This window comes from uncultured Corynebacterium sp. (assembly GCF_937999985.1).
In the GTDB taxonomy this organism is placed as follows: domain Bacteria; phylum Actinomycetota; class Actinomycetes; order Mycobacteriales; family Mycobacteriaceae; genus Corynebacterium.
Window position 1 is genome coordinate 1 of sequence record NZ_CALLDG010000189.1, and the last position, 15,586, is coordinate 15,586.

Consider the following 15,586-nt stretch of genomic DNA (forward strand, 5'->3'; position numbering starts at 1 on the left):
AGCGTGGAAGGACGCGCACACGGTGACGCGCTGGGAAGAGGGCGTCGAAAGACTACACGACTTCATTGCCGGCTATAGGGACCAAGAGCTCGAGACCGAGCGAACGCTACGGGCGCGCGTCGGGCAAACACCCGACGGGGTTGAGGTGACGCTGAGCGGGCGCGCCGACCTGCTGGTGACGAACCCGGAGGACGGGCTGACACAGGTGATCGACTTCAAGACCAGCAAAAAGGCAGTTTCGAAGAAAACTGCGGCGGAAAGCCCACAGCTGAGTGCGTACCAGTTTCTGCTGACGCTGAACGAGCACCCCGGAGGCAGCGGGCAAAAGTACCGCCCCGGCGGTGCATTGCTGGTGTACCCGGGGGCTCAGACCACGTCGATTACCAAAAGAGACCAGGTGCAGCTGACGGAAGAACAACTGAGCGAAGTGCACGACAAGCTTTTGGAGATTGCGCCGGTGACAGCGGGGCCGACATACCTGGCCACACCGAATGACGGCTGTAGGTATTGCGACTTCAAGGCGATCTGCCCCGCGCAGGACGAAGGGAGCCAGGTGATTTAAATGGATAGCAACCGACACATCTTCAGCCCTCAGGAGCTATCCCAGCTGATGGGGCAGAAGTTCGCCCCGACCGACGAGCAGGCGGAGGTTATCCAGGCCGGGCCGTTCGGCAACTTCCTGGTCGTTGCCGGCGCCGGTGCGGGTAAGACCGAAACCATGGCGGCGCGTGCCGTGTGGATGGTGGCCAACGGCTATGCTCGGCCCGAGCAGATCCTGGGCCTGACCTTCACCCGCAAGGCCGCGGCCGAGCTGGGCGAGCGCATCCGCCAGCGCCTGCAAACCCTGGCGGAAAGCGCCTTCATGGACCAGCTGTCGGCAGATGATCCGCGGCGGGAGGTGCTAAAGAACATTGCGCCGGCGGTGGCGACCTACGACTCCTATGCCGGAGACATCGTCCGCGAGTACGGTCTGCTGATCCCCTCGGAGCCAGCCGCCCGCCTCATTACGGACGCCGAACGGTGGATGGTGGCTCGCGACGTGGTGGTCAACTCCAACAGTTCATTAAGCGCGCAAAAGACCGTTCCCAGCGTGATCGCCGACGTGTGCGCTCTGTCGGATGAGATGGATAATCACCTGACCAGCATCGAAAAGGTCGAGGAGGAAAGCACGGCGGCGGCGAAGAAGCTGTTGGAGGACCTGCCCAAGGGTAAGAGAAGCAAGAATGAATTCACCGGTGCGAACACCGACTTCCTTAAAGCACAGCAATATCGCACCGAACTGCTGACGCTGGTGAAACAGTTCCGCGAAACCCTGCAGGAGCGCGATCTGCTGACTTTCGGCCAGCAGATGAGCAAGGCAGCGCAGCTCGTGCGCGCTCACGAGATAGTGGGGCAGGACCAGCGGCGGCGCTTCCGCGTGGTGATGCTGGACGAGTACCAGGACACCGGCCACGCCCAGCGCATCATGCTGAAGTCGTTGTTCGGCGGGAAAAAAGAGAGCGACGGTGAGTTTTCCGCGATGGCGGTGGGCGACCCCATGCAGTCGATCTACCTATTCCGCGGGGCAACGGCCTCCAACCTAGAGAAGTTCCGCACCGATTTCCCCGATGCGAACGGCAAGCCCGCCGAAAAGCTGCAGCTGCTGACCTCCTGGCGCAACCCCACCACGGTGCTGGACATCGCCAACAAGATCTCCACATGGTCCATGGAGCGCAGCACCGAAAGCACCGGGCGCCTGGTCTCCGAACTACGCCCGCGCCCCGGTGCGGCAGCGGGGGAGGCGGCAGTGGCGTTCTTCGACGAGCGGGAGCAGGAACTCGACTGGCTGGCCGACAAGCTGCAGTCGCAGTGGGAGGACTACCAACGGAAGCTGGAGATGGCCGACGACCCGACTAAGGTCAAGCCCTTTTCCGCCGCTGTGCTGGTGACGGTGAACAAGGACGCAGTGCCGATCTACGAAAAACTGGTGGAGCGCGGAGTGCCCGCGGACATGACAGCAGGGCCGGGGCTGCTGGACATTCCCGAGGTCGCGGACGTGTTCGCCACCCTGCGCGTGCTGGTGGATCCGACGGATGACGTGGCGCTGTTGCGCCTCTTGACCGGCCCGCGGTGGAACATCGGTGCAGCCGACCTTGCCATTCTTACGCGCCGGGCAGAGCAGATCGCCCAACGCGGAGCCGGGGAAGCGGGTGCCGTCGATGACGCTGCAATGGAAAGGCAGCGTCAGGAAAACATCGAGCTGCTCCGCACTCCTGGAGTGCGCGATGAGCTGATCGAGGCAGTGCTGGAAGCTATTCCGAATGCCACGGAGTTCTCCGTGGGACTGATCGATGCACTCGCCGACCTGACCGATGCCGAGGAGATGGGCATGTCGGCCGAGGGGGCGAAGCGACTTGCACTGCTAGGCCGGGAGCTTGGATACCTGCGCCGCCACAGCCTGGGCAAGAACCTGCCGGACCTGGTGGCGGACATCGAGAAGATGCTGGGAGTCCGCACGGAAGTCCTCACCCGCTGGCACCGCCGCCCCGAACAGGCGATCGGCACCAGCCACCTGGATAAGTTCGCGCAGATTGTGCGAGACGTTTCCCGCGCCGGTACCGCCACCCCAAAGGCATTGGTGGATTACCTATTGGCGGCGCAATCGGAAGAAGACGGGCTGGACCCGGGCGAGGTGCAGAAAAAGGACAACACCGTGCAGATCCTCACTGTTCACAAGGCCAAGGGGCTGGAATGGGACATCGTCGCCGTGCCACACGCCTCACGCGAACGTTATGGAGATTACTCCCAGGCACGAAGCGAATCCGCGTGGACCACCAACGCAAAGGTTATGCCGAGCAGTCTGCGCGGCGATGCCGGTGACCATCCGGGGGCGTACCCGGTGCTCTCGATGGCCACCGTGAAGGATCGAGGGGACCACACCAAAGCGTATAAAGAGTTCAATAGGCAGGTGAATCGCTTCCGCGCCAAGGAAAACGACCGACTGTTTTACGTGGCTATCACCCGTTCCGAGCGAGTGTTGTACGTCAGCGGTTCGGCCTTTAAGGCGTCTACGGACACAGGTAACGACCCATCCATCTGCCTAACCCTGCTGCGCGAGTACCTGGAGAAAACTGGCGCTGTAGATAGCGTGGAGCAGTGGTCCGACATGGGGATGTACTACAAGGAACTCGATAAGCTGTTGCAGAACCCAGACTTGCCCCTTGAGGACAAGCTCATGCTGCCCACCCCGCAGGTCAATGGCGAGCGCCTGGACTTTCAAGAGGATCGCAAAGAACGAGATGCCGTCGTATCCACCGGTGCTAGCTGGCCCAACCCCGCGCCCGCAATTGCAAGCCCTGGTGTGGCCGAAGCCGCCGAGCAGGTGCGCAAGGAAATCGCGGCTGTACACGCAGAACACGCAGAACACGCACAGCACCAGCCCGAGCCAAGCGCCGCTGCGAGCGAAGCGCCGACCACCCTTGCCGAGGTCTGGGATCTCGAGACGAACCTGCTGCTTGAGGAGTTCGCGGAAATGGATAACGCCGAGCTGGTGGTTCCGCTGAACGTCCGTATGACCGCCACCGAAGCCGTGAGCCTACGCAAGGACGACCAGGAGTTCGCCCTGCGTGCCCGCCGGCCCATTCCGCTGGAACCGAAGCCCTATGCCAAGCGCGGCACTGCTTTCCACAACTGGGTGGAGGAACGCTACAAGCAGGTCAGCCTGCTGGACGAAGATCAGCTTCCCGGTGCGTCCGACGCAACCCTGGAAGACCCGTATCTCGAAACGCTCAAGGATGCCTTCCTGCGCTCCGAGTGGGCCGACCGCCAACCCGAGAGCGTGGAGGGTGCGTACTCCGTCACTATCGGCGGCCACGTGTTCGAAGGCCGAATCGACGCGGTCTTCCACGACGGAACCGATCCCACCGACGGCTGGATCGTTGTGGACTGGAAGACCGGACGGAAACCTACCGGCGCGGATATGGATGCAGCCGCCATGCAGCTGGCCGTCTACAGGCTCGCCTGGGCGAAATTGCTCAGCGCGAAACTGGGGGTGGAGGTGCCCGCCGAGAACGTCCGGGCTGCGTTCCACTATGTCGCGGCAAATGAAACCTATGAACCGCGTACACTACTTTCTGCAGACGAGCTCGAAGGGATGCTTGGGGGCGTCACCACAAAGACCAACCAAGACAACGACGAGCAGTGACGAGAGGACGTAGATGAAGAACCGGCTGCGCGAACGCTTCCGTGCCGACGATGAAGTCGATGAGCTACCGCCGCACGCGCTGCTTAACATCGTCCGTATCCCGACCTCAGTGGTCCAAAGCCCCTGGTGGCTCATTGTCCGGCGAATGTTCTACGCTTTCCTGCTGATCATGCTTGTCGCCGTGTTGGCCTACATCGACCGGGGCGCGTACGAGGGCATGGATACGTTTGTAGACGCTCTGTACTACTCGTCGGTATCCCTGTCGACCACGGGCTACGGCGACGTTTCGCCGCAGACGCAAAACGCGCGGCTCGTCAACATCCTCATCATTACTCCGGCCCGCCTGGTCTTCCTGATCCTGTTGGTCGGTACTACGCTGTCCGTCCTTACTGAAGAGTCCCGCAAGACTTTCAACATTCGCCGCTGGAGGAAGAAAATGCGCAACCACACCATCGTTATCGGCTATGGCACCAAGGGGCGTTCCGCCATCGCCGCACTCTTGGCCGACGGTGTGTCTCCCTCGCAGATCGTGGTGGTGGATACGGACCGCGAGGTGCTGGATCAGGCCTCCACACAGGGACTGGTGACCGTGCAGGGCTCTGCCACCCGGTCCGACGTGCTAAAACTCGCCGGTGTTAACCGTGCCCGCGCCGTCGTCGTAGCCCCGAACCAGGACGATACCGCCGTGCTGATCACCCTGTCGGTACGCGAGATCGCCCCGGCGGCAACCATTGTCGCCAGCGTGCGAGAATCCGATAACTCGCACCTTCTCCGCCAGTCCGGTGCGGACTCCGTGGTGATTTCCTCCGAAACTGCTGGCCGTCTGATGGGACTGGCTACCGTCACCCCATCGGTGACGGAAATGATGGAGGATCTGCTGTCCCCAGACGAAGGCTTCTCCATCGCCGAGCGGCTGGTCAGCGAGGAAGAAGTTGGCGGCAACCCGCGCGTGCTGGAAGACGTGGTGCTGGGCGTGGTTCGCTCCGGCGAGCTGTACCGCATCGACTCCGCCGAGGCGGAAACGATCGAGCCAGGTGACCGCGTGCTGTACGTGCGTTCCAACCCGGGAGCCGACGACACCCTCGGCACGAAATAGGGGTGCTTTGAGTGAGCTCCCTGCTGGACGGACTGGACCCGGAACAGGCAAGAGCTGCCTCGGCCCCGCGCGGACCGGTCAGCATCATCGCCGGTGCCGGCACCGGTAAGACCCGCACCATTACCCACCGCATTGCCCACCTAGTGGACGGCGGGTTCGTAAACCCCGACCACGTTCTGGCCGTCACCTTCACCGCCCGCGCCGCCGCGGAACTGCGCGAGCGCCTGGCGCTCATGAACATCCCCAAGGTGCAGGCTAAGACCTTCCACGCCGCGGCGATGCGGCAGCTGAAGTACTTCTGGCCCGCCTACGCCGGCGATCTGCCGTGGACGTTGCTGGACAACAAGTTCCGCATTGTCTCCCGCGCCGCCCGAGCCGTGGGAGTGGAAACCAGCACGGCGATGCTGGCCGACCTGATCGGGGAGATCGAGTGGGCGAAATCCTCCCTGATCAGCGCGGAAGACTACCCGGATTACGTCGAGCCCCGGCGCCGCGACTGTCCGGTAGACCCCAAGACATTCGTCAAGGTCTTTCAGGGGTACGAGAGCATGAAGACCACGCCCGAGGGCATGCTGCTGGACTTCGACGACCTGCTGTTGCACATGGCGGCGGCCATCGAATCCAACACGGGCATCGCCGACGAGTTCCGCTCCCGCTATCGCACCTTCGTCGTCGACGAATACCAGGACGTCACGCCCCTGCAGCAGCGCGTGCTGGACGCCTGGGTGGGTGACCGGGACGACCTGACCGTGGTGGGCGACGCCAACCAGACGATTTATAGCTTCAACGGCGCCACCCCGGAGTACCTGCTGGATTTCACCACCAAGTACCCGGAATCCACCACCGTGCGCCTGTACCGCGACTATCGTTCCACCCCGCAGGTCGTGGACCTGGCGAACAACGTCATTGGCAAGGCGAAGGGGCGTGTGGCGGGCACTCGCCTGAAGTTGGAAGGCCAGCGCCCCGCAGGTCCGCTCCCGCAGTTCCACGAGTACCCGGACGAACCCGCTGAGGCCGTGGCGGTGGTCAAGGAAATCCAGTCGCTCATCAGCAAGGGCGTGGAACCTGCGAACATCGCGATCCTGTACCGCATCAACTCGCAGTCGGCGAACTACGAATACGAGCTGGAGCAGGCCGGAATCGGCTACCAGGTCAAGGGCGGCGAGGGCTTCTTCAAACGCACCGAAATCCGCGAGGGTATGAATGCCATCATCGTCGCTGCAAAAAAGTACGACCCAGCCCCGGAGGACGTGCCCGATGCCGTCCGCGCCGCCCTCGTCCCCGTAGGCCTGACTAGCACCGAGCCTTCCGGTTCGCAGGAACGCGCCCGTTGGCAGTCCCTGCAGGCTCTGTTCGACCTGGTTAAGGAGATCACCTCCAGCGCCGCTGAACCCTTGAGCATGCCGGGCGTGGTGGCGCTGCTGAAGGAGCGCATGAGCGCGAAGAACCCGCCGAAGTTCCAGGGGGTCACCCTCGCCAGCATCCACGCCGCCAAGGGACTGGAGTGGGACGCGGTCTTCCTCGTCGGCCTGAACGAAGGCACCCTGCCGATCCGCCATGCGCTCAAGGGCGCGGGCTCGGAGGAGGCCATCGAAGAGGAGCGCCGCCTGTTCTACGTCGGCATCACCCGCGCCCGCGAGCACCTGCACCTCAGCTGGTCGCTCGCGCGCCAGGAGGGGTCGAAGGCGAACCGACACCGCACCCGATTCCTCGACGGGCTGGTCCCGCAGGAGGAAGCCGCCGCCCAGCGCCGCTCCGGCAGCGGAGGTTCCCGCGAGAGGCTCGGCGCGCCGAAGAACGCCTGCGTCGTCTGCGGCGCCCGCCTGGGCAGCCCCGAACTGAAGATCCTCGGCCGCTGCGGCCAGCACGCCCCCGAAACCGACCACCTTTTGCTCACTGAGCTGCGCGATTGGCGCACCACCCAGGCGAAAGACAAGGCGGTGCCGGCGTATGTCATTTTTACTGACGCCACGTTGCGCGCCATCGCCGAAAAGCTGCCCACTACGTCTGACCAGTTGCTGGCTGTGCCGGGCATAGGCCCGGTGAAGGTCCAGGAGTTCGGTGAGGACGTGCTGGCGATCGTCAGCAACTATGCCTAACTGAGCTGCGTGCCTAGCTAAACCCTCACCGCCCGGCAGGAAAGGCAGCTGTCGTTGAAGGGCACCTGGTAGGTCTGCACGGCTCCGGTGGCGAAGTCCACCAGCCGCCGTTGCTTCAAAACCTCGGGAATGTCCGGCTCCTCCGGTGGGGGTTCCTGCTGGAGCCGCGCCGCCCGGCGTGTGCGGATGAACTCTGTGTGCGCCTGCCACCAGGGCAGGACATGTTCGTTCAACATCATCGCCAGCTGCGTGGAGGCCGCCTGAATGAGGTGCCTCTCCGTGCTGCCGGGCCTGCCCGTGGCCTGCAGGCGAACGCCGCGCCAGCCGTCGTCGATCTTGCCGTAGTAGCTATCCGCGCAGGCCAGGCAGGGCGTAACGCCCGGAACGACCAACGGCCCCAGCACGGTTTTCCCGTCCACGATGCCGGCAGGGTAGTGGGCCACGCGGTTGACCATCAGCGCATGCTGCACGTCCGGGGTGGGGAACACCGCGCCGGGCAAAGCGATCAGCGAACGCCGAGCCTCGCTGGGTGTGGACGTGATGCTGTAGCTTAAGCCCAGCGCCTCCAGAACGGGTTCCAGCCGCTCGCTAGCCACGCCGGAGGCCAGGACGTGGAAACTCACGTTCCCCTGGGAAGGCCGCAGGATCCTGGCTTGCACCATCTCGGAGAGCATCAACCGCGCATCCTCGGATTCCAGCCCGCAGTAGCCCAGCTTTTGGTGCAGTTCGTCGAAACCGATTCCCCCGCGGGCCAGGGCGAACACGTGTGCCACCTGGCCGGGGTTCACGCCCTTCGGCAGTGGCAGAATCATCGACTCGTGCGGCAAGACCCCGAACTGTAGGCCGATCATCGGCCTGGCCAGGATGGCTGTGCTCGACGGCAAGTTAAGCTCTAGCATGATTGCATTCCCCTAAAACCCCTGTCCCCTTAGATCCCCAGTGCGGCAGCCTGCGCTCCCCATGCGCGCTGTGTAGTTGCCTCTCACCCTAGCAGTGCAGCATTGTCCTCGCTGGTGGAAAGGATGTTCCCATGGCCCCCTCCTTCCGCGCCCGCGCTGTCGACCCGCAGCGTTTGGCCCGCGAGGTGCAGGAGGAGCTTGCGACCCAGCTGGGCCCTGAGGTGACGGTGCCGCCCATCACCATCCGCCTGTCCACCCGGCGCAAGAAGACAGTCGCGGTGCGGGAAGAAGGCGAAGGGTTCCTGGTCATGTCGCCCGCGGCCATCGGAGAGGCCGAGCTGCGCAGAATCAGCGTAGAGCTGGTGGGGAAGGCGCTGAAGAGTCGGCGTCAAACAATGGGCAACAAGGAGCTAGCCGAGCGGGCGGTGCAGCTCAACGACAAGTACCTCGGCGGCCGGGCGACAATCGGGGAGATCAAGTTCGTCACGAACATGAACACGCGCTGGGGCAGCTGCTCGGTGCAATCCAAGCGCATCCGGATCGCCCACCAGTTGCAGGAGGTGCCCGGATACGTGCTGGATGCGGTGATTATCCACGAGCTGATCCACACGTTTGTGCCGAATCACGGCTCGGAGTTTCGCAAATGGGAGGCGCGCACCCCGCACCTGGAGAGGGCGCAGGGCTACCTGGAGGCCTTCAAGCGTTGGGGGATGCGCGGCTAGCTACTCTTTGTCGCTGTCGCCGTTTTCGCTGTTGTCGCCGTTCTCGCCGGTGCCGTCTTGGTAGCCGCGCTTTTCGTTGAGTTCCCGCTCCAGCTTCTCGATCTCGCTGATGGGGTTGAAGTCCTCCATCTCGTCTTCGTCGAAAGCCACGCTGCTGATGAAGGCCGCCGGGTTGTCCAGGTCGGAGGCCACAGGAAGGAAGTCGGGGTGGTCCCACACGCCGTCGCGCTTAGTGACGCCTACCGCATCATCCAGCTTGCGCCACAGCTCGGCTGCCTCGTTTGCCTTCGGAGCAGTGAAGCTGATTCCGACGGCCTTGGTCAGAGCATCCATGGCAGGGGAGCCGTTGTTGCGGAACTCGGACCAGGCGGCACCGATCATGGCCGCGCCGGGGATGCGGGAGTTCAAGGCGGAACCTACGACATAATCCACCCAGCCCTCGATGAGCGACAGGCTGGTTTCCAGGCGTTCGCGGGCGTGGGCGTTGGTGGAGACGACCTGGGGGGAGAGGTCCTGACCCTGCATCCGCTCCATCATCTCCTGCATCTTCGCAGGATCGTTCATGGATTCCGGGGTGATCTCCCGGGTGGCTTCCTCGATGGCGGAGTAATCCAGCGACAAGCCGGCGGCGAACTCCTCGACGTCCAGGATTAGGCGCTCCACCAGCCACGGGACGTGCTTGAAAAGGCGCAGGTGCGCGGCCTCGCGGGCGGCCAGGTAGATCAGCGCCTCGCGGGGCTCGCAGCCCAACTTCTTGGCCATGGAATCCAGGTGTTCGGTTGCGATGGCGGCGGTATCGCCCTCGGCCAGCGGCACGCCCCACTGGGTGGACAGCACGACGTCGGTGGCCATCGCGCCCAGGGTGTTGCCCAGCTGGGCGCCGAAGTTCATGGCGTTGATCTGCTTCATCATTCCCGCCAGCGGGCCGAGCTGGCTGCGCATCTCCTCCGGCACGCCACCCAGGGCGGCGTCGCCGAGCTTGTCGGCCAGGGGAGTGACCACGCGCTTCCACGTTTCGAAGGTTTCGTCCAGCCACTGCGCAGGGCCAAAGGCCACGGAGCCGGAGGCACCGGCGGGCAGGTGGGTGGCCTCGTCCAGCCACAGTTCGGCCAGGCGGACTGAATCGGCGACTGCCTGCGAGTCGTTATGACTGGGGCGAGAGTCCTTGTGGGTGGCGGCGATCCGCTGGCGGGCGGTGCGCTTGGCCAGTCCGTAGTTGACCGGACCCTGGCCCTCGGCACTGTTCATGTCTGTGCCGAATCCGGAGAGCATGGAACCAAACTGGTTCAGGATGTCGCCCAGGTTGCCGGCCCCCATGTTGCCCGCGCCGCCGTTCATTCCGCCGGCGCCGCCGCCCATCGGGCCGCCGAAGAAGAAGCCGAACGGGTTGTTCTCGTTCCCGTTGTTTCCGTTCTCGTCGCGGTTGTTATCGCGGTTGTTATCGCCGTCTTTATCGCGGTCGTCATCGGAATCGTGCGGGCCGTGGAAGCCAAAACCGAATTTACTCATGTACCCCACCGTACCGACTGTTGCAGGGTGAAAACGACCTCGAAAGGCCGCGAAGGCGCCTATTTGCGTGTGCTGAGAGCGAACAGGGTTCGGCCTGTGCCGGGGTGGGCAAACCGGGCCGGTGAAGCATGTAAAGTTGGGCAGGTGAAATTCTGGAACAGGCGAAATCGCACCATCGTCGTGGGCGCAGTGCCCGTCGTGGCGCTCTTTTCCCTCCTTGGCCTGCCGTCGATCCCCGGCACCAACATTGACTTGACCGTCCCCTATGCAGCTGAGGGGAACGGGCCGACGTTCAATACTTTGGGCGAGGTCGATGGCCGCCAGATCGTGGACGTCAGTGGTGCGAAGACTCACCCAACCAGCGGCAACCTCAACATGACCACCGTGTCCGTCCGCACGAATATGACGTTGGCACAGGCTCTGAAGCGCTGGATCTCCACGGACGACACCCTGGTGCCGATTGAGCACGTATTCCCCTCGGGCAAGTCTTCGGAGGAAGTACAGCGCCAGAATGCCGCCGCTTTCGCCAATTCGGAGTCCAACGCCACTATTTCGGCGATGAACCACCTGGACAAGCCCCTGGAGACCATGGCGCTGGAGATCTCCGAGGATTCCCCGGCGCAGGGCAAGATCGAGGTCAACGACATCATCACGAAGGTCGATGGGGAGAAGATCACGCTGCCCAGCGAGCTATCGGAGAAGATTAAGGGCTACAAGCCGGGCGACGAGGTCACCGTCACCGTTAAGCGCCAGGAGAAGGACAAGGACATCAAGGTTAAGCTCGCCGAGCTGCCGGAGGAGGTGCGTGGCGACCATCCGAAGGACACTGCCTTCCTCGGCGTGACGGCCGTCGCCCAGCCCGGCGGTGACATCAAGGTGGAGTACAACCTGACCGACATCGGCGGCCCGTCCGCCGGACTGATGTTCTCTATGGCGGTCGTCGACAAGCTGACGCCCGAGGAACTGACAGGTGGGAAGTTCGTCGCCGGTACCGGAACTATTGACGCCGCAGGCAAGGTCGGCCCGATTGGTGGCATCACTCACAAGATCGCCGCTGCCAAGGAAGCCGGTGCAGAGGTGTTCCTAGTGCCGGCGCAGAACTGCGCCGAAGCGGTGCACGAGCCGCCGGAGGGGATCACCCTGCTGAAGGTCGATACGCTCGACGATGCAATTGAGGATCTCAAGGACTACAACGACGGTAAGCAGGCCGATACCTGCAAGTAGCCAAGTAGCGTTTACAGGTAGCGCCTATTCGTCGGCCTCGAAGGTGGCGCGCAGGGTGTGAATCACGCCGGGGGCGATGTCGTCCCCGCCGAGCAGCTGCACCTTGTCCTGGCCGAAGGGATCCTCCGCAAGCTCCTCCTCGCTGGGGCGGAGCTGGATAAGGGAACGCTCGGGGCCGGAAAAGTCGGCGTCACAAAGAAGTCCGCTAAACAAGCGAGCCTGGCGCGGGGCAGGGTCCGCACCGGGCGCGGCGTTGGAGAAGGTGATCTCCTGGGCGAGGATCGCGCCGACGACGGGGGCGGGCCAGCGGATGGTGGCGAGGAATTGGCCGAGCTCCTCACTGCCGGGGCGGATGTGCTCCGGGATGTCCTCCTGCACCACCAGGGCCAAAGGGTTGGCCGGGGCATCGTCGTCGAAGGCCTGTGGTGCGGCATCGGCGATCAGCGAGGCCGGCACCAGGGCGAACAGGGTGGCCGGTTGGTCCCAGCCCTCGGCCTGCACGAAGTCCACGGCCTCGCGCAGAGCTGCGTTGAGCACGCGCTCATCCTGCAGATCGACGTTCGGGGAGGAATCGGGAGAGGTCATTCGTGATGCCTTTCTTTCGTTGGGGGATGGGTTGGGGTTTGTTATGAGGCTTTAAGAATTGTACGTATCCTGGTAGAAACATCGCGATCAGCGATACCCACAGGTGCGATTAGCAGGAGAGTATTTAAGCCTTGAGCACGCCCACGCCACCGTCTTCGGGTCGACCGAAGCAGCCGTTCCCGTCCAGCCCAGGGTCGAGCAGGCGCTCGAAGTTCCTGGGAATCCTGGTGGCAGCTATCGCCATCATTATCTTCATTGTGCCGGTGGTGGTGAGCACATACACCGACTTCGCCTGGTTCCGCAGCGTGGATTACCAGGGCGTGTTCATGAACGTGATCGTGACCCGCCTGGTGCTCTTCGGGATCTTCGGGCTGATCGGCGCACTGATTTCCTGGTTGGCGGCGTATCTGGCGTACCGCGCGCGGCCGGACGAGATCGAATCCCTGGGAACCTCCTCGCCCCTGGCTGAGTACCGACCGCTGATCCGCCGCAACATGCGCCCATTCCTGGTGGGCATTCCGCTGTTCGTGGGTGTGATCACCGGCATGATCGTGCAGTCCAACTGGCGTTCGGTGCTGCTGTTCCTGAACGGATCGAACTTTGGCGTGCACGATCCGCAGTTCGATAAGGACCTGGGCTTCTACGCCTTTAACCTGCCTTTCCTGCAGATGCTGGTCTCCACCTTCAGCGTGCTGTTGATCCTGGCCTTTGTGATCAACGGCGTTGGCCACTACCTGCTGGGCTCCATCACCACGGGCAACCCGCGTGTGGGGGAAAAGGCCTCTATCTCTACGAATGCTCGCCGTCAGCTGGCGGTCATTGCGGGCGCATGGATGCTGTTGAAGGCGGTCGGCTACTGGTTCGACCGCTACGGCCTGCTTACCCGTTCACACGAGACTTTCACGGGTGCCTCCTACACGGACATCAACGCTGTGTTGCCTGCACAGATTGTGCTGCTCGTGATCTCGATCTTCGTGGCGGCCATGTTCTTCATCACGATTGTTCTGCGCGACCTGCGTATCCCGGCGCTGGCGGTTGCACTGATGGTGGGTTCTTCGCTGACCGTGGGGCTGGCGTGGCCCGCGATGCTGGAGCAGTTCTCCGTCAACCCGAACCGCGCCGAGAAGGAGCGCGAGTACATCGCCCGCAACATCGAGGCCACCCGGTACGCCTACGGCATTGGTGAAGACAAGGTCACCTACGACCGTGACTGGGGTGCTTCTGGGGATGCCGCCTCGCAGGAGCAGAAGAAGGCCGTTGCCGACGACTCCGCCACCCTCTCTAACGTGCGCCTGCTAGACCCGGAGGTGCTGAGCCCGACGTTCACCCAGCAACAGCAGCTGCGTAACTTCTATGGGTTCCCGGACGAGCTGGCGATCGATCGTTACGAGGTGGACGGCAAGATGCGCGACTTTGTAGTTGCCGCCCGCGAGCTGAACCCGAACACCTTGGACGGCAACCAGAACGACTGGATCAACCGCCACACGGTCTACACCCACGGCAACGGCTTTGTGGCAGCCCCCGCCCGCAAGGTGGATGAGGTCGCCCGCGACGTCGGGTCTGCCCGCGGTGGTTATCCGGTATACACGGTCGCGGATCTGCAGTCGATGCAGTCCGGTAAGCAGGGTGGCGAGCTGGACCTGGATATCAAGCAGCCGCGCATTTACTTCGGCCCGGTTATTGCCTCGGCGAAGCAGAACAACTCTGACTACGCGATCGTTGGCAATTCCGAGGGTGAACCGTTGGAGTATGATACCGACGCATCCAATTACACCTACACCGGCACCGGTGGTGTGGATGTCTCTAACTACTTCAACCGCCTAATGTTCTCGGCCCACTTCGAGTCGATGAACATGTTGCTGACGGACCGTATTGGTGAGGGCTCGAAGATTCTTTACGAGCGTGACCCCCGCGAGCGTGTGCACAAGGTTGCTCCGTGGCTGACCACGGATTCCAAGACCTATCCGATCGTTATTGACGGCCGTGTGAAGTGGGTCGTTGACGGTTACACGACGTTGAATAACCTGCCCTACTCCGAGCGGATTGGGCTCACTGATTCTACTGCGGACGCCCTTAATCCCGACGGCGTTAGTGAAACCCAGGTCGTCGACAATGAGGTTGGCTACATTCGCAATTCCGTGAAGGCCGTGGTCGATGCCTACGACGGTAGCGTGGATCTGTACGCCTTCGATGAATCGGACCCGGTGCTGAAGGCGTGGCGGGGCGCGTTCCCGGACGTGGTGAAGCCGCGCTCCGAGATCAGCAAGGAGCTGGAGGATCACCTGCGCTACCCGGAGGATATGTTCAAGGTGCAGCGCGAGCTCATCGCCAAGTACCACGTCTCCGACCCGGGCGTGTTCTTCCAGAACGACTCTTTCTGGTCCGTACCGACTGATCCGACGGCTCCGCAGGACCGCCAGGACAACGCGCAGCCGCCGTACTACGTGGTGGCGGCTGACCCGGAGACCAACAAGCCGTCGTTCCAGCTGATTACCCCGTTCCGTGGCCTGCGCCGTGAGTTCCTGGCGGCGCACATGTCCGTGGGCTCCGACCCGGATAACTACGGACAAATCAACGTGCGAGTGTTGCCGACGGGCACGCAGACGCTGGGCCCGAACCAGGCGCAGGACACGATGATGTCCTCCGACGAGATCGCCCGCGAGCGTACCCTGCTGAAGGGCACGAACGACCTGACGAACGGTAACCTGCTGACTTTGCCGGTGGGCGACGGGCAAATCCTGTACGTCGAGCCGGTGTACTCGCAGCGCAGTGGCCAGGATTCGGCCTTCCCGAAGCTGCTGCGCGTGTTGGTGAGCTACAACGGCCAGGTGGGCTATGCCCCGACCATTGCTGAGGCCCTGGACCAGGTAGGGATCAAGACGTCCTCCACCACTGACATCCAGGAGATCGACGGTTCAGTGGTTGACCCGACCAAGGATAAAAACAAGAAGAACTCCAAGGCCGGGGACAAGGATTCAGACGGCCAGGATGGCAAGGGCGACCAAGGCTCGGACACGAAGGCTACGGCGGGGAAGTCTGATGGTGGCGGCACCGATACCTCTCCGGAGCAGCGGGTGCGTGATGCGATGGATAAGGTGAACAAGACCCGCGAGTCTGGCACCTTCGAGGAGTTCGGTAAGGCACTGGATGAGCTGGATAAGGCAGTGCAGGACTTGCAGTCCGAGCGTTAAAGCCCGGTGAAATCGTCTGTGACCAGGCGATTTCACTTTATCCAAGCTCTGCGTTACAGTAGGGGAGTCGCTGACGCG

At 63.1% G+C, this 15,586-nt stretch carries 10 protein-coding genes; 7 read left to right on the top strand and 3 right to left on the bottom strand.

Going from position 1 to position 15,586, the window contains the following annotated elements; translation table 11 throughout:
- From Q0331_RS08970 to Q0331_RS08985, 4 genes are all read left to right on the top strand, one after another.
- Nucleotides 1-562, top strand: a 562-nt coding sequence (locus Q0331_RS08970; RefSeq protein ID WP_298076024.1) for a PD-(D/E)XK nuclease family protein, incomplete at its 5' end; no start/stop codon positions are given.
- On the top strand, nt 563-4,183 hold the full coding sequence (locus tag Q0331_RS08975; protein WP_298076025.1) for a UvrD-helicase domain-containing protein: 3,621 nt from the start codon (nt 563-565) through the stop codon (nt 4,181-4,183).
- A 13-nt stretch (nt 4,184-4,196) separates the two neighbouring features.
- A complete protein-coding gene (locus tag Q0331_RS08980; protein ID WP_296110199.1) occupies nt 4,197-5,279 on the top strand; it encodes a TrkA family potassium uptake protein in 1,083 nt (360 codons plus the stop codon).
- Nucleotides 5,280-5,290: 11 nt separating this feature from the next.
- Complete coding sequence (locus Q0331_RS08985; protein WP_298076026.1) at nt 5,291-7,378, top strand: ATP-dependent DNA helicase UvrD2; 2,088 nt, start codon at nt 5,291-5,293, stop codon at nt 7,376-7,378.
- 17 nt (nt 7,379-7,395) lie between these two features.
- Here Q0331_RS08985 and Q0331_RS08990 read toward each other — a convergent pair whose 3' ends face one another.
- Entirely contained in the window at nt 7,396-8,277 is an 882-nt protein-coding gene (locus tag Q0331_RS08990; protein WP_298076027.1) for a hypothetical protein, read from the bottom strand.
- 131 nt (nt 8,278-8,408) lie between these two features.
- Here Q0331_RS08990 and Q0331_RS08995 point away from each other — a divergent pair, with 131 nt between their 5' ends.
- Nucleotides 8,409-8,999, top strand: a complete 591-nt coding sequence (locus Q0331_RS08995; RefSeq protein ID WP_298076028.1) for a M48 family metallopeptidase — start codon at nt 8,409-8,411, stop codon at nt 8,997-8,999.
- On the opposite strand, the gene Q0331_RS09000 is transcribed toward Q0331_RS08995, so the two are convergent.
- Entirely contained in the window at nt 9,000-10,508 is a 1,509-nt protein-coding gene (locus tag Q0331_RS09000) for a zinc-dependent metalloprotease (RefSeq protein WP_298076029.1), read from the bottom strand.
- Nucleotides 10,509-10,652: 144 nt separating this feature from the next.
- Here Q0331_RS09000 and Q0331_RS09005 point away from each other — a divergent pair, with 144 nt between their 5' ends.
- Entirely contained in the window at nt 10,653-11,732 is a 1,080-nt protein-coding gene (locus tag Q0331_RS09005; protein ID WP_298076030.1) for a PDZ domain-containing protein, read from the top strand.
- A gap of 24 nt (nt 11,733-11,756) precedes the next feature.
- Here the strand turns inward: Q0331_RS09005 and Q0331_RS09010 are convergent, their stop codons facing one another.
- Nucleotides 11,757-12,317: a PPA1309 family protein gene (locus Q0331_RS09010; RefSeq protein WP_005293814.1), complete on the bottom strand. Its 561-nt coding sequence runs from the start codon at nt 12,315-12,317 to the stop codon at nt 11,757-11,759.
- 131 nt (nt 12,318-12,448) lie between these two features.
- On the opposite strand from Q0331_RS09010, the gene Q0331_RS09015 reads away from it, so the two are divergent.
- Entirely contained in the window at nt 12,449-15,508 is a 3,060-nt protein-coding gene (locus tag Q0331_RS09015) for a UPF0182 family protein (protein WP_298076031.1), read from the top strand.
- The last annotated feature ends 78 nt before the right edge of the window (nt 15,509-15,586 follow it).

Bases quoted from the DNA above. Each gene is read 5' to 3' on its own strand.
- Q0331_RS09010 (WP_005293814.1), bottom strand. From the start codon at position 12,317: ATGACCTCTCCCGATTCCTCCCCGAACGTCGATCTGCAGGATGAGCGC.
- Q0331_RS08980 (WP_296110199.1), top strand. From the start codon at position 4,197: ATGAAGAACCGGCTGCGCGAACGCTTCCGTGCCGACGATGAAGTCGAT.
- Q0331_RS09000 (WP_298076029.1), bottom strand. From the start codon at position 10,508: ATGAGTAAATTCGGTTTTGGCTTCCACGGCCCGCACGATTCCGATGAC.
- Q0331_RS08990 (WP_298076027.1), bottom strand. From the start codon at position 8,277: ATGCTAGAGCTTAACTTGCCGTCGAGCACAGCCATCCTGGCCAGGCCG.
- Q0331_RS08995 (WP_298076028.1), top strand. From the start codon at position 8,409: ATGGCCCCCTCCTTCCGCGCCCGCGCTGTCGACCCGCAGCGTTTGGCC.
- Q0331_RS08975 (WP_298076025.1), top strand. From the start codon at position 563: ATGGATAGCAACCGACACATCTTCAGCCCTCAGGAGCTATCCCAGCTG.